The organism is Paenarthrobacter sp. PPS72 (genome assembly GCF_048537125.1).
Taxonomy (GTDB): Bacteria; Actinomycetota; Actinomycetes; order Actinomycetales; family Micrococcaceae; genus Arthrobacter; species Arthrobacter nitroguajacolicus_E.
This window is the reverse complement of the sequence record NZ_JBLYIE010000006.1, coordinates 1-18,528: the sequence shown is the minus strand read 5'-3', so window position 1 is coordinate 18,528 and position 18,528 is coordinate 1. Positions and strand designations below refer to the sequence as shown.

General features: G+C 64.4%; 14 protein-coding genes, 1 pseudogene and 1 riboswitch. Of the genes and pseudogenes, 11 read left to right on the top strand and 4 right to left on the bottom strand.

Features of this window, described 5'->3' with window-relative positions; translation table 11 throughout:
• Positions 1-83: 83 nt before the first annotated feature.
• Complete coding sequence (locus tag ACLRGI_RS03615) at positions 84-386, top strand: DUF4193 domain-containing protein (RefSeq protein WP_419200344.1); 303 nt, start codon at positions 84-86, stop codon at positions 384-386.
• 305 nt (positions 387-691) lie between these two features.
• Here the strand turns inward: ACLRGI_RS03615 and ACLRGI_RS03610 are convergent, their stop codons facing one another.
• Positions 692-898, bottom strand: a complete 207-nt coding sequence (locus tag ACLRGI_RS03610) for a DUF6023 family protein (RefSeq protein WP_419200343.1) — start codon at positions 896-898, stop codon at positions 692-694.
• A gap of 12 nt (positions 899-910) precedes the next feature.
• The gene (locus tag ACLRGI_RS03605) at positions 911-1,129 is read right to left on the bottom strand and encodes a hypothetical protein (protein WP_419200342.1); all 219 of its coding nucleotides are present in this window, start codon (positions 1,127-1,129) and stop codon (positions 911-913) included.
• 233 nt (positions 1,130-1,362) lie between these two features.
• Between ACLRGI_RS03605 and ACLRGI_RS03600 the strand changes: the two genes are divergently transcribed.
• From ACLRGI_RS03600 to ACLRGI_RS03565, 8 genes are all read left to right on the top strand, one after another.
• Positions 1,363-1,587, top strand: a complete 225-nt coding sequence (locus tag ACLRGI_RS03600) for a DUF3188 domain-containing protein (protein ID WP_419200341.1) — start codon at positions 1,363-1,365, stop codon at positions 1,585-1,587.
• 214 nt (positions 1,588-1,801) lie between these two features.
• A complete protein-coding gene (locus ACLRGI_RS03595; RefSeq protein WP_419200340.1) occupies positions 1,802-1,999 on the top strand; it encodes a hypothetical protein in 198 nt (65 codons plus the stop codon).
• A gap of 196 nt (positions 2,000-2,195) precedes the next feature.
• A complete protein-coding gene (locus ACLRGI_RS03590; RefSeq protein WP_419200339.1) occupies positions 2,196-3,566 on the top strand; it encodes a DUF2252 domain-containing protein in 1,371 nt (456 codons plus the stop codon).
• A gap of 101 nt (positions 3,567-3,667) precedes the next feature.
• Complete coding sequence (locus ACLRGI_RS03585; protein WP_419200338.1) at positions 3,668-4,375, top strand: DUF305 domain-containing protein; 708 nt, start codon at positions 3,668-3,670, stop codon at positions 4,373-4,375.
• A gap of 28 nt (positions 4,376-4,403) precedes the next feature.
• Complete coding sequence (locus ACLRGI_RS03580; protein ID WP_419200337.1) at positions 4,404-5,039, top strand: thioredoxin-like domain-containing protein; 636 nt, start codon at positions 4,404-4,406, stop codon at positions 5,037-5,039.
• 351 nt (positions 5,040-5,390) lie between these two features.
• Entirely contained in the window at positions 5,391-7,712 is a 2,322-nt protein-coding gene (locus ACLRGI_RS03575; protein WP_419200336.1) for a SulP family inorganic anion transporter, read from the top strand.
• Positions 7,713-7,930: 218 nt separating this feature from the next.
• Positions 7,931-8,293 (top strand): hypothetical protein, encoded by a 363-nt coding sequence (locus tag ACLRGI_RS03570; protein ID WP_419200335.1) that lies wholly within the window; start codon positions 7,931-7,933, stop codon positions 8,291-8,293.
• 568 nt (positions 8,294-8,861) lie between these two features.
• Positions 8,862-10,919 carry an acyltransferase family protein gene (locus ACLRGI_RS03565; RefSeq protein ID WP_419200334.1) on the top strand — a complete coding sequence of 686 codons (2,058 nt, stop codon included), beginning with the start codon at positions 8,862-8,864 and terminating at the stop codon, positions 10,917-10,919.
• A gap of 645 nt (positions 10,920-11,564) precedes the next feature.
• On the opposite strand, the gene ACLRGI_RS03560 is transcribed toward ACLRGI_RS03565, so the two are convergent.
• Together ACLRGI_RS03560 and ACLRGI_RS03555 are read right to left on the bottom strand one after the other, a co-directional pair.
• A complete protein-coding gene (locus ACLRGI_RS03560; protein ID WP_419200333.1) occupies positions 11,565-12,329 on the bottom strand; it encodes an NlpC/P60 family protein in 765 nt (254 codons plus the stop codon).
• 3 nt (positions 12,330-12,332) lie between these two features.
• Positions 12,333-12,499, bottom strand: a riboswitch (cyclic di-AMP (ydaO/yuaA leader).
• A 507-nt stretch (positions 12,500-13,006) separates the two neighbouring features.
• Positions 13,007-13,643, bottom strand: a pseudogene (locus ACLRGI_RS03555) (DedA family protein).
• A gap of 527 nt (positions 13,644-14,170) precedes the next feature.
• Here ACLRGI_RS03555 and ACLRGI_RS03550 point away from each other — a divergent pair.
• Positions 14,171-15,466 carry an alpha/beta hydrolase gene (locus ACLRGI_RS03550; protein ID WP_419200405.1) on the top strand — a complete coding sequence of 432 codons (1,296 nt, stop codon included), beginning with the start codon at positions 14,171-14,173 and terminating at the stop codon, positions 15,464-15,466.
• Positions 15,467-15,853: 387 nt separating this feature from the next.
• Positions 15,854-18,460 (top strand): bifunctional lysylphosphatidylglycerol flippase/synthetase MprF, encoded by a 2,607-nt coding sequence (locus ACLRGI_RS03545; RefSeq protein ID WP_419200332.1) that lies wholly within the window; start codon positions 15,854-15,856, stop codon positions 18,458-18,460.
• Positions 18,461-18,528 lie beyond the last annotated feature (68 nt).

Here is an 18,528-nt window from a genome sequence, read left to right as displayed (position 1 = left end):
ACTTCTCAGCTGCATCCTGGCCGTAGATATTCACGCACTGACACCGATTCGATCCCAGAAAATAATAAAGAAAGCGAACCAACGTGGCGACCGACTACGACGAAGCCAGACCCGATGTTGCGGAATCGCGCCAGGCCACACTTCAGGCACTGCATTCCGCGAACGCCCCCGATGCGCGAAGCGTGGTCAGCGAACTGGATGAGGCTGACATGACGGAGGGTGTGGAACTGCCCGGCGCTGATCTCTCCGATGAGGTACTGACGGTCGAGGTGATCCCGCAGCAGGACGACGAGTTCACCTGCTGCTCCTGTTTCCTGGTCCGGCACCGTTCACAGATCGTCATCCGAAGGGACGGGCAGGCTTTCTGCCTTGACTGCGAAGACTGACCCTTCGCTTCGCGGCGGGAACAGAGGTTGCCGCTGCTGACATCCGCTCGCAAGCAGTGTGGGCAGCCCATTCGTTCCCGGTCATCCGGACAAGCCTGCCGTTTGGTTCTCCCTTGCCGGAAGGCGGACAAGCAGCACGTGATTGACCCGGGTCAGATTCAGCACGAGAGCGGCGATCTTGCCCTAATGGAGGCTGGCACATGGGTTCTACATTCCCCGTTGTGCAAGAAGCTTTAAACGAACCCCTAAACACAGTGCCATAATCACAGCGTCACGACTAGCGGCGGAAATGACAGGATCGAACTCTATCTGGCTGCCGCCAGTTGATAGGCGTAGAGCAAAGGCGCATCGATACTGGATGCACTTAGTTCCAGCGTGCCGGGTTCGGTAACGGCGACCTTGGTTACCTCCTTCGCGCCGTTGCAGGCGGCCCCCAGCTCCGCCAGGTCTTTGCCTGCCGAGCGCACCGTCAGGAAGGCCTTGCCGCCGCCTTCGCATACCAGTGTCAACATGTAAGTCCCGGCCTACACGTCCTTGGCCTGGACCACCGGCTCCCTATCGAGAATTTTGCTGGCGTCCGCCGCTATGACTCCCGAACCAGCGGGAAGCGCGGCGGCCTTCCACGCCTGTACATCCGCATCGGCCGCAGAGACCTGCCCGGCACAGCCGGACGTGGCAATCAGGGCAGCGGCGGCGACCATACAGGAAAGGCCACGCAGGACCTGAGGATGAAGCTGCAACATCCCCCAAACTTACCCGGTGACTGGCTCCGGCCCCCACCAAGCCGTTCATGAGGCCGGCGCTTCGGGCCCCGCAAAGCTGGCCACGTTGGTGCTCGCCGGGGTAGACGGGCATCACAGTAACTGGCCCCCGGTAAGGCCGCGATCCTGAAGCGTTGGGCAGGCACCCCGCGAACTGGGACTCGCGAACTTGGATTCCAGGAATCCCCAAGGCCTCCCAAAGGTAAGCTGGCGTGATGTTGAATGAGTTTTGGGCCACCGCTTCCGCCTCCTACAAAGCAGTCGTTTTTGGTGCAATGGGAGCGATCGCCATCGGAATCGGCCTCACTATCTGGGGGCAAGTTAGCAAGAATGAATTCGTGACTTTCGCGTCGCTGGCGGTGATCGGGGTGGGGCTGGTGCTTCACAGCGCAGGCGTTGTCATCCGCGGCCACAAGGTACAAAAGAGCCTTCGGAAGTAGCCACCCGCCTGGTACTGCAGTTCCGTCCATTTTCGGTGCCGCCATTTCCTCCAGCCAGGGCTCTGCAGCTGCAACCGATCCATCGCAGCTTCGCCGATACTGGAGCAATCCAGTGGCTGTGGCTCAGGACTTCCCAAGCGAAGAGCGATACATTCATGGTGGGATCATGACCCCCGGTCACCAACGGGGCGGAAACAGCAACGAGAGGAAGGGGATGTCATGGGGCACCACGGCAGATTCAAAGGACACGGCAGAGGGCACGGCAGGGGACACGGAGGACATGGGCGTGACGAACGTGGGTACGGTGGGCGTGATGACCGCGGGTACGGCGGCCACGGGTATGACCGGTATGACGACGGTCACGGACGAGGACACGGGGGAAATCGTGGGGGCGGTTTCATCAGGTGGCTGATGCGGTTACTCAGAGGGCGGCACCACTGACCAGGTTGTGCACGGGAAGGGATGGCTGGTCTTCGCCATTGCCGGCCGTGCGCCGCTGAAGTAGCGGAACGTGGCCGGGCCGGAGCCCGCTGCCGACACAGGACAACAGGACTGGCGGAAACCGGGCCTGCGGTGAGGGCCGCTTGGCGTCCGGGAGGGGAGTGGTTGTGGTGGATGATCCCGGCGCGGCAGCCGTCTTGGGCGGCTGGGTGGACCCGGAAGTGGTTTACGCGCACGGGCGTGCTCTGTGTGAGGTTGCCGGGCACCGGACACACCGGGACGTTGTTCTGGCCGCCGCCCGGCCCACGGTGCGGGAATTTGTGGAGGCAAGCAATCGGGGCCGGCTGCCGGAGCTGATCCCCTTGCGGGTTGGCCGGATGCTTTCCTCACCGTTCGCTTTCTTCCGCGGAAGTGCCGGCCTGATGGCCGGTGACCTGGCCGCGGGGCCGCGCAGCGGTTTGAACGCACAGTTGTGCGGTGACGCGCACGCTGGGAACTTCGGGCTGTACGGTACCCGCGATAACCGGATTGTGATGGATATCAATGACTTCGATGAGACGGCGCCGGGCCCCTGGGAATGGGATCTGAAGCGCCTGTCGACCAGCCTCATCCTCGCCGGGCGGGTCGGCGGCGTCTCCGAGGCGGGCTGCCGTGACGCGGCGGAGGACTCGGTGCGGGCCTATCGCCGCACCATCGGGCATTTGGCCGGGTTGCCGTTCCTGGACTCATGGACCGCCCTGGGAGACGAGTCCGTGCTGGACAGGGTGAAAGCCGACGATCTGATGGACGACTTCGCCCTGGCCGCCCGCAAGGCCAGGAAAAACACCAGTGCAAGGATCGCAGCGAAGTGGACCCGTCAGGACGAACGGCACTGGCGTTTTGTCCCCGACCCGCCGGTGCTCAGCGCCGTGACAGCGACGACGGCCGACGCCGTGATCGGCGCGCTGCCACACTACGCGGACAGCCTGCACGAGTCCCGCGGGCATCTGCTCGCCCGGTACGCCGTGTCCGATGTGGCCTTCCGCGTGGTGGGGACCGGCAGTGTCGGGCTGCGCAACTACCTCATTCTACTGCGGGGCAACGGGGATGAAGCACTCGTTCTGCAGGCCAAGCAGGCACAACCCAGTGTCCTGCACGGTCATCTGGGCCACCCGCTGGCGAAACACGAGGGCAAGCGGATCGTGCACGGCGCGCGGCTGGTGCAGGCCGAAACCGATCTTTTCCTTGGCTGGACAACGATCCAGGGGCGTCCGTTCATCGTCCGCCAATTCCGCAACCGGAAAGGCGAGATCGACGCGACAACGCTCAACCGGGACCACCTGGATGACTACGGGCGCCTGGCCGGTGCTCTGCTGGCGCGCGCCCATTCCCGCTCGATCGATCCCAGGCTGCTGGCCGGATACTGCGCAGACGGGGAGCAGATGGATGCCGCGTTCGCCAAGTACGCCGTCGGCTACGCCAACCAGACCGAAACCGATTATTTCGAACTGGTGAAAGCGGTGAGCGACGGAAAGCTGGCCGCCGAAATCGAGGACTAACCCATTGCTCCGGTAACTCTCCGCCCGGTCCGAAACACTGCTGCCAGAGCTATGGCGGTGGCCCGGGGCGGGCCTGCGCTGGCCATGGATATTATGTGGGCATGAATATCGGCAGCCCTCCATCCCCTCCCGACGAACCGGAGGATCCCGAGCTGGACGCGGGACGGCCCCGGTGGATGCTTCTGTGCATCGTTTTCGCTACCGTCGTGGTCCTTACGGCGGCGGCGTTTTTCGCCATCGGACGGCTGACCGCAGTCCCTGCACCGGTGCAGGTAAATGATGCCGGTGCAGACGCCGGATTCGCCAGGGACATGCAGGCCCATCATGCCCAGGCGGTGGAAATGGCTCTGCTGATCCGGGACAAGTCCTCAAACCCGGAGATCCGAGCCATCGCCTACGATATCGCCACCTCCCAGCAGCAACAGAACGGGCAGCTGTTCGCCTGGCTGCAGGACTGGGGCCTGCCCCAGACAGGCACGGCACCGCCCAGAGCCTGGATGGGGGCCGGCGCTCAGTCCGGTGCCGGTCACACCATGAGACCGGAGGCCGGGGGCGAGATGGAGGACGCCGGCGGGATGGGGGGCATGGCCACCGCCGATCAGATGCAGGCCCTGCGCGAGGCCTCCGGCGCCGAAGGCGACCGGCTCTTCACCGACATGATGATCCGCCACCACCAGGCCGGCGTCGAGATGGCGAATGCCGCCGTCCGGCTGGCCGAGACCTCCAAAGTCCGGGACTTTGCCGCCCGCATCGTGGACGCCCAAACCGCGGAAATCACTGCCCTGCAGGAACTGCGCGACAGACTCTGACCCTTTTTCGAAGAAAGCGAGACACCACATGCCGGCAGCACGGAAGAGCGCCGAGGAACGAAAAGCCATCCTGAAGGCCATTCAGGCCAAGCAGCGCGCGGCGGACAGGCGGAGGGCGTGGCTGATCTATGGCACGGGCGCGGTCCTGGTCGTTTCGATCATCGGTGCCGTGACGTTCGTGCTCGTCGGTGAGGTTCAGCAGCGTGAGCAGGTCAAGGTGGCCGCGGCAAGGCCTGTCGAAGGTGAGCAGGATTACCCCGACCAGTCCCGGAACCACACCCGTGAGCCTGTCAGTTACCCTCGGACCCCCGCCACCGGCGGGGACCACGCACCAGTGTGGACGAACTGCGGGACCTACACCGTCCCGGTGGAGCAGACCCGTGCCGTGCATTCCCTCGAACACGGCGCGGTCTGGCTCTCCTACCGGCCGGACCTTTCCAAGGAACAGATCGCCGAACTGACTTCCCTGGCGGGCAATCAGGACTACCTTCTGCTCAGCCCCGTCTCGGGCCAGTCTTCTCCGGTGACCGTGACCGCCTGGGGCAAGCAACTCTCGCTGGAGAACAGCAGCGATGAGCGTCTGGCGGCGTTCATTCAAAAATACCGGCAGGGCCCGCAAACCCCCGAGCCGGGGGCCGTCTGCAGCGGCGGTGCCGCAGGCTGACCGCGCGGCGACACGCCCCCAGTGCAACCCGCGCTGCGGGGGCAGGACATCAGCAGGCGCTACGCCTGCACGGGCGCAAGGGAAACGTCCCGACCAGGAACGACTGGCCCACTGCCATGAAGGCAAAAGACAACGAGAGCCACCAGGTTCCCTGCTCCTTCGGAACCGGACGCGATCTCCCGGGCCTTCCGGTGTCCGGCGGCTCTGGCTGCGGGTACTCTCAGCTAGTTCCGACGCGGATCCGCTTCGCGCCCACGTACCGATTTGCAGGAAACGCTCAGGCTCTCGTAAACCTGCCGTTACCTGGCCGTTATAGCTTGAGGTGTCCCTGATGCCGCTTTGAAGGAAACCATGACCCGACCTGGTTCTAGCCCCACCGTTCCCAGCCCGCCCCGGCCGTCCGGATTCAACCCAGCCCCCGGCCTGCCGTTCCTGGCCGGGTTGAGGGCCGATGCGCCGGCTTCCCTTGTGGTGTTCCTGGTCGCGCTGCCACTGTCCCTGGGTATCGCGGCGGCCTCGGGCGCGCCCGTGATGGCCGGTCTCATCGCGGCCGCGGTCGGCGGGGTCGTGGCCGGTAGCCTGGGCGGATCGGCCCTTCAGGTCAGCGGGCCGGCGGCCGGTCTGACGGTGGTCGTCGCCGGGCTGGTGCAGGAGTTCGGCTGGGCAGTGACCTGCGCGATCACCGCAGCAGCCGGTGTCGTGCAGCTCCTGCTGGGGATCAGCAGGGCCGGTCGGGCGGCGCTGGCCGTTTCGCCGGTGGTGGTCCGGGCGATGCTCGCCGGCATCGGGATCACCATTATCCTGCAGCAGGTGCAGGTGCTGCTCGGCGGCAAGCCGGCGGGGTCCGCAGTGGAGAACATGGTCCGGCTTCCCGCGGCGCTGGCCGGGGTGGAGCTCCGTTCGGCGCTGCTGGGTCTGCTGGTCATTGGCCTGCTGCTGGTGTGGAAGTACCTGCCATCCGCGGTCCGTAGGGTGCCGGGGCCGTTGGGCGCTGTCGCCGCCGGCACCGCCCTTTCCGTGGCGGTCGCGCCGGGGGTTGAGCGGATCGCCCTGGACGGTTCCATTCTTGATGCCGTGGCCCTGCCTAGCCTGCCCGCGGGCAACTGGGGAGCTGCGGGGCTTGCGGTCATCTCGGTTGCTCTGATCGCCAGCATCGAATCGTTGCTCTCAGCGGTGGCGGTGGACAAAATGCATACCGGGCCCCGCACCGACCTCAATCGGGAGCTCATGGGGCAGGGATCAGCGAACGTCATCTCCGGGATGCTGGGTGGGCTGCCCGTGACCGGAGTGATCGTGCGCAGCGCCACGAACGTGGAAGCCGGGGCGCGGACGCGGAAATCCGCGGTGCTGCACGGGCTCTGGATCCTGCTGTTTTCGGTGCTGTTCGCCGGGCTGATCGAACTGATTCCCCTGGCGGTCCTGGCCGGGCTCCTGATCATGATCGGCATGCGCCTGATCAAGGTCGCGGAGATAAGGACGGCTGCCCGGACCGGGGATCTGGTCGTGTATGCCCTCACGCTGTTGTCGGTGGTGTTCCTGAACCTTCTGGAAGGGGTGCTCATCGGGCTGGCAGTTGCCACCCTCTTTGTGCTGTGGCGGGTCCTGCGGGTCTCCATCCATGCCCACCCCGCACCGGCGGCACAGGGCGGTTGGCGTGTAACGATCGGCGGGTCCTGCAGTTTTTTCGCGCTCCCGCGGCTGAACCGGGTGCTGCAGATGGTCCCCGGGGGCGCAGACGTGCTCGTGGAACTGAACCCCGACTACGTCGACCACGCCTTCCAGGAGGCGGTCCTGGCCTGGCAGCAGCAGCACACCGCCGCCGGCGGAACCGTTCTGCTCGAAGAACACGGCAACACTGCATTCCAGGACGCGGCCCACAATACCCCCCGGCGCCAGGAAACCCGGGAGTTCCCCCTGCCGCCCCGCGCCAACTGGCTCGCAGGTCGCTCTCCAGCGGAACGCGTCCAGAGACCGGAGGCTGGAAACGGCGCGGGAGCGCCTCTGGTACCTTCCATTCTGCGGGGCATTGACAGGTACCACCGCCGGCACGCCGACAAAGTCCTTCCGCACGTGCAGGACCTTGCCGACGGGCAGAGTCCGGACACCCTCTTCATCGCCTGCGTGGATTCGCGCGTGAACCCCAACCTGATCACCAGCAGCGGCCCCGGGGATATGCTCTCCCTCCGTAACATCGGCAACGTCTTGTGCCAGGAGGGCCAGGATCCCTCCACCGAGTCGGCGCTGTCGTTCGCGCTCAACGCCCTGGCGGTGCAGTCCATCGTGGTCTGCGGACACTCAAACTGCGGAGCCATGAAAGCCGTGATCGAGGACGCCGCAGGTGCAGCCCCGGGGCTCGGTCACTCCTTCGATACCTGGCTAGGCCACGCCCGGCCCAGCTACCGGGAACTTTTGGGCGGGCACCCGGTGGCAGCTGCCGCGGCGGCAGCAGGCTACAACACCCTTGACCAGCTGGGTATGGTTAACGTTGCCGTCCAGCTGGACAGACTCAGGCAGCACCCCATCATCGGGCCAGCACTGGCCGAGGGCCGGGTGCAGGCCGCCGGGCTGTTCTACGACATCTCCACTGCCCGGGTCATCCGCGTCCACACAGATGGTATTGACGCCCTTGGCCCCACGCCTGCGGCAGCGCCCGTATCTCAAGCTGCCACGTAATACGGGGGGCCTGCGGCTACCGTTTCGGAGTCCGGGCAGGCGGGCCGGTAGGTGGAACTTGAACTGATCCTGCCGCGCGGTGGCTGGGTGCTTTCCTCTCCGTCCAAGGATGCACACCAGCGGACGCGTCGGCGGTGAAGGTGTAACGACTCATATCAAGATGCTCGAGAATCTATGGTGCGATAGTGTACCTCGGGTGCCGCGGCTACGATGGGGGCATGAACCGTCGTGTTGCCGCTCTGATCGGTGTGTCCTTCCTTCTCGCTGTGACCGGCTGCGGCCAGGTGCAGGAGGCTGCAAAGGGAGTCGCCAGCGATGCCGTTTCCCAAGCGGCCACGGCTGCAGCCGACGCGGTTCGGGGCCAGATCTGCTCGCCGCTGCAGGACGGACAGCTCAGCGCGCAGGACCAGCAGGTCGTCTCAGGCCTGCTCTCGACAGCGAAGGCCGCAGGCGTCCCCTCTGAATTCACCACCCCGCTTGAGCAAATCGCGAAGGCCGGTGACCAGGTCCCGTCCGCCTCGGTCACGGCATTGCTCCAGGCATGCCGCATCACTCCGGCCCCTACCCCCACCGGCAAGTAGTGCCCCACACGCCGTGCGGGGAGTTGGCCTGTAACGCGGTCGCCAAGCCTGCCCTTGGGAGCTGTTCGGCGGGGGCAGCATCGCTGAAAGTCCTGGTACGCTTCTGCCCTCCCAGCGAACTGCAAGCTTAGTGTGGGCATAATGCGATCGGAGCTTCGGTCAACCGCTATTTGACCGGGGCTTCGCTAATTTACGGAGCGAGGTGCAGGCTCAGTTGCGGACATCTCGTGAGTGCAGGGCCTCGTCCTACGGGGTGTCCGGACATCGGGGGCGGCTGGAGGGTGTATCTTTTGTGGGGCCGCGGGCGTTCGCTGGGTTCTTCGAGCGGTGACCGCTGTGGGTCCGGATTGTTCCCGGGAGTTCTTCCCCTTGATTGTGTCAACTCGATCGGGGCCCACCAGGAAGGCTTGATGGGCACCCGCCTTCTCGGCCGTCATGGTCTGGGACATCTTGGAAGAATTGATGTGATCTTGAGCGATCCTTAGTAAATTTCGGAAGAAGCCATCCCCGCCGGTTGGCCGGTTCGGCTCCTTCACGGCGCTGATACGAGGGCCAATGGAGAGTATCGATGACAGTCACCAAAGACCTTGCCTCGCCTGGGAGCCCCAAGCGCCTTCCGGTTGAGGAGGGAGGACCGGGCTTCCGTCCGGAAATCCAGGGACTGCGTTCGCTGGCAGTGCTGATGGTCGTCACCTACCACGTCTGGTTCGGCAGGGTCTCCGGTGGTGTTGACGTCTTCTTACTGATCTCTGCGTTCCTGATGACCCTGCAGTTCGTTGGGCGTTTCGAGCACGGCCGATCCGTGCCGCTGGTGCGGCACTGGCTGCATTTGTTTTGGCGTCTGCTACCGGCGGTGGTTGTGGTCCTGTGCGCCATCTTGGCCATGACCTTCCTCGTGGTTCCGCGCACACGCTGGCTCGAGGTCGTCAACCAGGGGTGGGCTTCCCTCTTCTATTACGAAAATTGGCTGCTCCAGCGGCAGGTGGTCAACTATTACGCCGCGGACCAAAGCCTGGCGAGCCCTTTCCAGCACTTCTGGTCCCTGTCCATCCAGGGCCAGGTCTTCATCCTCTGGCCGGCGATCTTTGTCGCGACCGCCGTCGCGTGCCGGCGCTTCGGACTGTCCTACCGGGCCGTGCTGCTGGGGATTTTCGGGGTCATGTTCCTTGCCTCCCTGGCGTACTCGGTCTACTTCACCGCAGCTGATCAGGAACTCGCGTACTTCGATACCTTCGCCCGTCTGTGGGAATTTTCCCTGGGCACCCTGGTGGCGCTGGTCCTCCCGTACCTGAAACCCGGAAGGAGGGTTCGGGTCATTCTGGGATGGGCTGGAGTTGCGGCCATGTTGAGCTGCGGCATGATCCTGCAGGTCAAAACAGCATTTCCCGGTTTCGTAGCCCTGTGGCCAACCCTTGCCGCGGTCGCCGTCATCACCGCCGGGCGGTCGGGGAGTCGTTTCGGCGTTGACCGTTTCCTGGCATCAAAGCTGCTGGTGGGGTTAGGAGCACATTCCTATGCCCTCTACCTGTGGCACTGGCCGCTGCTGGTTCTTACTCTCATCTTGCTCGGCGAGGACCACGCCGACGGTGCCACCGGCGCACTGATCATTGGTCTGGCGCTGCTTCTGGCGTATCTGACCACCCGTCTCGTTGAGCGGCCGCTGCGCTCCTGGCGGTGGCCGGAAGTCAGCCAACGCCGTTTGGCCATCGTCGTCGCTGTTTGTCTCGCGGTCGGATCGACGCCGATGGTGTTGTTCGCCTACCAGCAACAAATGGAAAAGAACGCCGCCGAATCCCAGAGCCCGGAGGACAACCCTGGAGCGGCCGCGTTACTCCCGGGATACGAGAACCACGTGGGAGAGAACGCCAAAACGTTGCCACGACCGGAGCAACTGCCAGAGGACTGGGCCTCTCTTGGTGGCCCCTGCGCGGGGGACCTGCGACCAACAACCCGGTTGCTCCTGGAGAACTGCCAACAGAACGACATAGGGCAGACTGCGGAGAAGACCGTGCTTGTGGTCGGACATTCCCATGCCCAGCAATGGCTTGGCGCGATCGGGCCATTGGCACAACAAAACAACTGGCGTGTCCAAGCCCTCACGTTCGGTGCTTGTCCCTTCATGACGGAAAATCCGGAGTATGGGGACGAATGCAACACCTTCAACAATGAAGTCCGCGCACACATCCGCCTTAACAAACCCGACACCGTCTTCCTCGTAGGCACCGCAGCCGTCCCGGACTCCCCAGACGAAGACCTCACCTGGGGACTTGATGAACTAGTCGGTGAAATGACCGGCCAAGGCATTAAAGTGATCGCCATGCGGGATAACCCCCGATTTTCCTTCAGCCCCAGTGAATGCGCAATGGCCTCCACCGTGGAGAACCCCGACTGCCGTCCACCCCAGTCCTCGGTACTCGCCCAAAACAATCCGCTAGAACAACTGGAAGGGACCTACACCGGGCTGACGATCGTGGACATGACAGACCTGATCTGCGACGGGCAAACATGCCCGGGAATCGTCGGGAACGTCTACGTTTACCTCGACGACAACCACCTCACCAAAACATACGTCCGGACCATGACAGACATGTTGGCCCAAAAATGGAACACGGCCCCGCGCCCGTAACCATAGCTGTCCCTTCTCCCGGAAATCATCGGAGCCTTTTCACGGCTTCGGACCATGATAAGCAGACGTACCGCTGCCTGTGGACCAGGGGGCACATGCCTCCGGCCAGTCCCTCGGGTTGATGGGGGAGGGTGCATGGTTTGGTCCGGTTCTTCGTGATGGGACAGCCGGCTCCACACCAGGACGGCGATCGCCGCAACGCCGCCCAGCGCTACAAGGGGCAAAACCCATTTCGTCCGTGTCGGACGATGCCCCTTAATGAGCGGAATGGCGCGATGATCGGAGAGGTAGTCGAACGCTTCCTCCTGCGTGCAGCGAATTACGACTGAGTTGCGGATGACCGTCATCGTGGCCCCTTCCAGCGCAACGTCATCGAGGTCCCACGCTCAACCCTCGTCATCGGAATCAGCTAGAACCGCCAAACTGGGCTGTGAAAAATCACCAATCCTAGCTAACAGTTACAACTTACGGGACAGAGCCAGGAGAAGTTCGTATCCCTAGGGTTTTGAGGCGCGGAGGTTTCGAGGCAACTTGATCAGGAGTAGGAGGGTTCCGACTGCCCACAAAACGTCAAGTGTGCCGGGGCATGCTGAAGGTCGGTGATTCATTGCCCCCAAGGCTTTGAATCACCGACCTTCAGTGGTTTTATTTGCCTGCGCGGACGAAGGTGACGGCGCCTTTGGAGGTCATCCAGGTCAGGGGGTGAACGGCGGTTTCGTTTTTTCCGTTCAGGCCGGAGCTGAGGACTTGGCCGTTTCCGACGTAGATGCCTACGTGACCGGGCTGCATGACCATGTCCCCAGGCTGGGGGTCGGTGACGACGGTGCCGTAGTTCATGAACTGCATCGGGCCGAGGTCACCGACGGGGATGCCGGCGGCGTTGAGGGCGTTTTCGACCAGCCGGGTGCAGTCCTGGATCATGCCGATCTGGGCATAGGCGGAGGACACCATGGTGGCGTTGATCCCACCGGCCGCCGGGGCAGCCACGGGCGGCGCAGCAGGAGCTGGGGTGAGGGTGATCTGGGCCTTGGCCGGGCCAGCAGCAGCTGCCTTCGCAACAATAGGCGCGGCGGCACGTTCCTTCGCAGGTGCTTTCACTACAGGCGCCGGAGTTGTCTTCACGGCGGGACGCTCGAAGGCGATCTGGACGGTAGCGTCGGCTCTGAGTGGGGTCTGGACCTGGCTGGTGACTTCCAGGTTCGATGCGGGCTCGGCTTCACGCTGGGTTGGGGCGTCTGCTGCCTGGGCGGCGATACCACTGGTCAGGACAAGGCCGGAGGCTGCTGCGATGACGGCAGCTTGGCGGCCTACACCGCCGGCGTTATGGGCCATTGACTTGGACAGAGCAGCCAGGGGGCTGGTGCGGACAGGGACTGCGCGGCGGCGGCCGTGAGCTTTGCCATTGGGCACGAAAGAGCCTCTCCCACTGCCTGCGAGGTTAGCTGTCGGATTCGGATGGGAGACACCCGGCCGTGGTGATGCACGAAATGCACCAAGCACGGCTTCACCCCGAGGCCTGCCTTAAGCAAGCCATCTTTGGGTTCCCCGTCTCTGCCGGACGAATTTTGCGAACGGATCCTGGGCAGCGGCAGAGTTAGGCAAGTCTGCTCAGGAGTGCCGCATTCGGCGAAACCGGCACGGCTCAAACTCTACGTCACAAGAGCCACATTGTCACATTTGCATAACGGGGCGGCACATCTGATTGTGGCTTGCTGAATATACCCCTGGGGTATATTGGATGTGTTGTCAGTCCAATGGGATGTCCCCGCCGGCGTCCCGGACCCCTGAAATTCGCCTCAGAGCACCTTTTCGCCTTTAAGCACTCGGGGCTGAACTGTGGACGGGAATCCGATTCCGAGAGCGGGTTGACCCACTGCAGTGTGCTCACGAACTTCAGGGTCTGCACCATGGCTTTGGCCGTACGGACAACGGCATCACGCTGCGCCGGTTCGTACTGCAGCTGCGCCAGGGATGACGGGTTGTCCCCCGGACTACCCCCATTGCCCCGGGCCGCTCCCATTCGTCCGGTAAGCGCGGGTCGACACCAGTATCGGTGAGTGCCGCTTGCATGCGGACAGCCTGCAGGCTCACCGCCGACCTGTCCGGTCTGCGTCGGGTGTGGCGTCGTGGCGGGCGAGGTGGTTGTGCCACCGGCGCAGGAGGTGGTCGATGATGACGCCGAGCACGATGGCGAACGCCACGGCGATGCCGGCGCTGAGCAGAGGGTTGCTGTTTAGCCAGGGGAAGGAGCCGGCCAGCATGCCTATTCCAAGTGAATAGGCCACCCAGGTGAGGCACGCGAAGGCATCCAGGAGAACGAACCGGTGGCGCGGAAGGCGGTGCTGCCCGCGACGTAATTCACGGCCACGCGCCCCCATGGGATGTAACGGGCGGTAAAGATCAGCACTGCACCGCGCTTCTCCAGCTCATACCGCGCCCAGTCAAACACCTTCCGGACCTTCGGTTTACGCATCCACGCCCAGCGTTCGAGGCCGATTTTCCGGCCGAGCAGGTAGGCCATGTTATCTCCGGCGATGGCACCGGCAGCGCGGTGGCGCCCAGAATCCAGAGGTTGGGCTCGCCGCTTTGCCGGGCGAACGCGGCCAGCGCGACGATGAGGGTCTCGCTGGGGAGGACCATCGCGAAGCCGTCAACGAAGAAGAAGACGAGCAATAGCGGATAGATCCACCACTGCCCGGCCGCTTCGAGGACGGTTTGAGTCATAAAATCCACGCGTGCGGCTCCCGAGAACATATAGGCGAGGTCTTCAGTGTCCCATGCCGGGGTGCCGGTCGCAGGTCAGGCCGGTATGGCAACCTACCGCTGATCCAGGCCTGCCCGCGGCCGATTCTGGGCACTGGAAGGGCAGGAAGAACGTCAGGAAGGACAACGTATCGTGCGGCGGAGCCGAGAGCATGAGCCGGCTCCTCCCGTGGTTTTTCCATCTCCTCGCTCTAGGCCCCCGTCCGTGCCAACCAGCCAGGTAAGCCACGATCGACAGGCAGGCCGTGCGCGTGCGGTTCCTCTGAAAGGAGCAGGCATGCTGGTTCCGTTTCGATATGGCCGTACGAGTTTTGGCAGGAGCAGGTCCTCTGCGCCGTGGAAGTAGAGTCGGTAGAAGCCAGGGCGGCCGTACTACCTAGTTGTGGTAGGGAACCGGAACCTTTTTCCTAGTCTGGACGTTGGAACGGTATCCCCTGTGGTGTGGCCGGATCAGTGAAGCGGTCCTCAGGTACGGGAGAATGGCTGCTGTGGATTTTGTTGCTGACGTCTCTTTAGTGGAGGGCCCCGTGCTGTGGGGCGCCTGGGCAGCGGGGGTGGCCGGCGGGGTGTATCTTCTGTGGGGCCGCGGCGTCAAGTGGGTTCTGCAAGCGGTGGCCGCTGCGGTGGCCTCTGCGGTCTTGGTCGTAGCCGTTCACTGGCTATTGGTCTACGTCTTCTCCACGTTCCCGGGAGTGCTTCCTTGGGAGGTGCTGGGATGGTTCATGCCCGCCGCCGCTGCTTTGCTTTTATGGTTTGTCCGTTTTCGCGGCTCGACGTGGCGCGGCAGGACAGCCGGCGGTGTGGCCCTGCTGGGCGTCGTGCTCCTGAGCGCGGCGCAGGTCAACGCCTACTTCGGGCTCAACCGCACCGTCAGCGACCTTCTAGGCACAACCGTGGCACGGATCCAGCCCCTTGAAGCAGGGCTGACGCGACAGCCCGGCGGCCCCGCTCCGGCCCGTTTGGACAGGTGGAGGTCCCCGGGAGATCTTCCGGCAGCAGGCCTGCTGAGAAAAGCCGTGATACCGGGCTCGCGCTCGGGTCTTACGACCCGCGAGGCGTTCATCTATCTGCCTCCGGCGTATCAGGGCACCCCGCGCCCGGCATTGCCGGTGCTGGTGCTGTTTTCCGGCCAGCCCGGAGGCCCTGCCGACTGGCTCACAGGAGGGAACCTGCGTGCCACGTTGGACCGGTTCGCCGCAGCACGCAACGGCCTGGCTCCTGTTACGGTGGTCGTCGATCCCAACGGGACGGCCTCCGGGAACACCCTGTGCATGGACAGCCGCATCGCGCAGGCGGACACGTTCCTGTCCCAGGACGTACCCGACTGGATCAGCCGGACCCTGGACATCGACACGGACAAACGCCAATGGGCCGTCGGCGGGTTCTCCTTCGGCGCCACCTGCGCCGTTCAGATGGGAACCAGACATCCGGACCTCTACCCGTCCGTGCTGGCATTTGCCAGCGAGCAGGAACCCGCACTGGCCAAGGAACGGCAAAAAACGATCGACGCGGCCTTTGGCGGGGACACCGCCGCCTTCGAAGCCCAGACCCCCCTGGGTGTCATGACGCAAGGAAACTTCGCAGGGACGGGCACCTATTTCGCTGCGGGCACCCGGGATCCCGAGTTCATTGGCTACATGGAGGTGTTGTCAGCAGCGGCGCGGGAAGCGGGATTCACGGTCGAGTCCCGGCAGATCGCCAACACCGGGCACTCATGGGAGATGGCATCCGCCGCGCTGCCCGGAGCCTTGGACTTCCTCGCGCAGCGCTGGGGAATCCGCTAACCTCGGGATGCTCCAGAGCAAGAAAGGCACGCGGACCGGCTTGCGGGAGTAAGGCAGGCGCCCTGACACCATCCGGTACCGCCAATGATGTTCATGCCGCAGGATGGGTCCGGCGGTCCAATTCATGCAACGGGATACCGACTTCCCGGGGAATTGTCCCAGGAAATTGCCTTGGCCCGGAGCGGATAAGGGAGGGGCAGGCCGTTGGCCGGGGTCGTGCCTTGATGACCAGCCGGTCGCCCACGGCCCCCGTTGCGTTGCACTTATCATTGTTACTGGTCATACCTTCGCCATGGCGAAGGGAAGTTCCGCGGCTACGGGCCGCTCCGGCATGGAGCTGACCGGTACCGGTCGTCCGGGGCTATGGACTCGGTGAGAGGAACATTCGTGCCCAAGAACGCCCCGGGCTCGGCAGAGCCACAGCGTCAGTTCCGAAGTCCTTGGAGGGCCCTTGGGCTGGGTGCTCCGATCACGCCGGCGTTTATCGTTGTTTTCTGGGCCATGGGTGCAGTGTGGTCCGTTCCCGGATCTGGCCCAGCGCGGTTCCACCTGGCGGCAACAGCCGGTTCGCTTCCAGGGCAGTGGTGGGCGCTGCTGACCTCGGCGTTCTGGGCCCGGGATGTGACCGGTTACGTGCTGGGCAGCGTCCTGCTCCTGCTAGCCGGCATGGCGTTGGAACGGCGGATGGGTAGCCTGCGCTACGCCGCGGCAGCCCTTGGCACCCAACTGTTGGGGACCGCAGCGGCGATTGGCTTCACCGCCGTCACCAGAGACCTGACGGGGAACTGGGCCCGGGAGATGGACGGGCACCTGTTCATGGGACCAAGCGCGATGATCTGCGGAGCGGCCATGGCGGCCACCGCGGGCATGGGCACCCTCTGGCGACGCCGGATCAGGCTCATCGTCTTTGCGATGCTGATGCTGCTGGCCCTCTACACCGGGGGATTTGCGGACCTCGTCCGGCTTGGAGCCGCCGCGGCGGGCGCTATCGTGGGTCCGGTACTGCTGGGGCGGCGACCCCACCCCGGGGTACAGGCCGCTTCCCGGCACGAAGGCCGGGTCCTGCTGGCACTGCTGGTTGCTGTCTCGGCCATCGGGCCAGTCGTGGCAGGCCTGGTCCCGCACGCCGTCGGACCGCTGTCGCTCCTGCGGTTTCTGTTCACCAACATCCAGCCCGTGGACCCACAAACGCTCCAGAGTCTGTGTGCGGACCCCACCCAGGTCAAAGACTGCACGGCCGCTCAGCTTCAGCTCCGCGCCGGGGCCGGCGGGATCTTCATGGCCATCCTGCCCTCGTTCCTTCTGCTGCTGCTCGCTGACGGTCTTCGCCGCGGCCGGCGCTTCGCCTGGGCAGCGGTGCTGCTGATCCAGGCTGCCCTGTCGGTGCTGGCAGGGGCCACCATGGTCGGGGTCCTGATGCCGGCCGCACCCGACACAGCCGCGGCCGAAAGGATCGGGGCCCTGGATGCGGCCCTCTACGGGAACCCGCTCAGCCTGGCCCTGCCCCTGCTGCTTCCCATGCTAGTCTCCGCGGTTCTGCTCTCCGGGCGGAAGCTTTTCCCTGTCACGGCTCCACCCGGGACCTACCGCCGACTGGCCTTGGTTATTTTGGCCACCGCGGTTGTTCTGGGCGTGGTCTATTTGGGGGCGGGCCTGGCACTGGCCGGAGGTTTCAGCCCCGTTCCTGGCCTGGCGGAACTTCTGGCCGATGTCCCTGACAGGTTCATGCCGCTGGGCTACATGATTGACCTGCCCCCTGCCTTCGTCCCCCAAAGCACCGCGACGGTGGTGCTCTACGAGGGAACCGGCATCATTTTCTGGACGATCGCCGGAGCGCTGATACTCAAGACATTCCTGCGCCCGGCCCACAGCAGGCACAGGACCGACGAAGACCGCGCCCGGAGCATCCTCACCACGTCGGACAGCAGCACCCTGTCCTGGATGACCTCCTGGTCCGGGAATACCTACTGGTTCTCCCCGTCAGGGGAGAGTTTCATCGCCTACCGGGTCATCGCCGGGATCGCCCTCACACTCGGCGGTCCCGTGGGACCCAAATCCGCCACGAAAAGCTCCTTTACAGAGTTCAGCCGGTACTGCATCGCGAACGGGTGGACGGCGTGTTTCTACTCCGTGCCCCGGGAACTGAGCGATCAGGCTCTGGCGCTGGGCTGGAGCTGTGTGCAGATCGCTCAGGAAACTGTGCTGGAGCTGGAAGCGGTGTCCTTCAAAGGCAAGAAATTCCAAGACATCCGCACAGCGATGAACAACGCGGCCAGGGCAGGCGTCCGCGCAGAATGGACCAGCTACCCCGCCGCGGCGTTCACCGTCCAGGCCCAGATTCAGGCCATCGCCGAGGAATGGGTCGCCGACAGGAAGATGCCCGAGATGGGATTCACCCTGGGTGGCCTGGATGAACTCAATGACCCCGAAGTCCGCTGCCTGCTCGCGGTGGACAGCAACGACACCGTCCACGCCGTTACCTCCTGGCTGCCCGTGTACCGCAACGGGCACGTTGTGGGCTGGACCTTGGACTTCATGCGCAGCCGTGGCACAGCCTTCCGCGCCAGCATCGAATTCCTCATCGCTTCCGCCGCGCTGCACCTCAAGAACGAAGGCTATGAATTCATCAGCCTCTCCGGAGCGCCGCTGGCCCGCGCACCGCAGCACCACCAAACCCGCAGTCCGACCAGCCTGAAAGGCACCCCCGATGCCATTGACCGTCTGCTGGACTGGCTCGGCGCTTCCCTGGAACCCGTCTATGGATTCAGGTCGCTGCTGAGCTTCAAAGCAAAATTCCAGCCCCGCTTCGAGCCCCTGTACTTGCTCTATCCCGACGCCGCGGCCTTGCCCTCCATCGGCAACGCCATCGCCCGCGCCTACCTCCCGGACGTCAGGATCGGACAGGGACTCTCCCTGGCCCGGACTCTCCTCCGCCGGACCCTGTCAAGACCAGGCCCGCCCCCCCGTGAGCCCCGGCAGCCGCATAAATCCTGACCCGCCCACGCCGTTGCCCTGCTATTCGCCTACGTGTCAGGCTGGGACGGTACCAGGGGCTCATAGCA

Bases quoted from the DNA above. Each gene is read 5' to 3' on its own strand.
- ACLRGI_RS03610 (WP_419200343.1), bottom strand. From the start codon at position 898: ATGTTGACACTGGTATGCGAAGGCGGCGGCAAGGCCTTCCTGACGGTG.
- ACLRGI_RS03605 (WP_419200342.1), bottom strand. From the start codon at position 1,129: ATGTTGCAGCTTCATCCTCAGGTCCTGCGTGGCCTTTCCTGTATGGTC.
- ACLRGI_RS03600 (WP_419200341.1), top strand. From the start codon at position 1,363: ATGTTGAATGAGTTTTGGGCCACCGCTTCCGCCTCCTACAAAGCAGTC.
- ACLRGI_RS03595 (WP_419200340.1), top strand. From the start codon at position 1,802: ATGTCATGGGGCACCACGGCAGATTCAAAGGACACGGCAGAGGGCACG.
- ACLRGI_RS03585 (WP_419200338.1), top strand. From the start codon at position 3,668: ATGAATATCGGCAGCCCTCCATCCCCTCCCGACGAACCGGAGGATCCC.
- ACLRGI_RS03580 (WP_419200337.1), top strand. From the start codon at position 4,404: ATGCCGGCAGCACGGAAGAGCGCCGAGGAACGAAAAGCCATCCTGAAG.
- ACLRGI_RS03575 (WP_419200336.1), top strand. From the start codon at position 5,391: ATGACCCGACCTGGTTCTAGCCCCACCGTTCCCAGCCCGCCCCGGCCG.
- ACLRGI_RS03570 (WP_419200335.1), top strand. From the start codon at position 7,931: ATGAACCGTCGTGTTGCCGCTCTGATCGGTGTGTCCTTCCTTCTCGCT.
- ACLRGI_RS03565 (WP_419200334.1), top strand. From the start codon at position 8,862: ATGACAGTCACCAAAGACCTTGCCTCGCCTGGGAGCCCCAAGCGCCTT.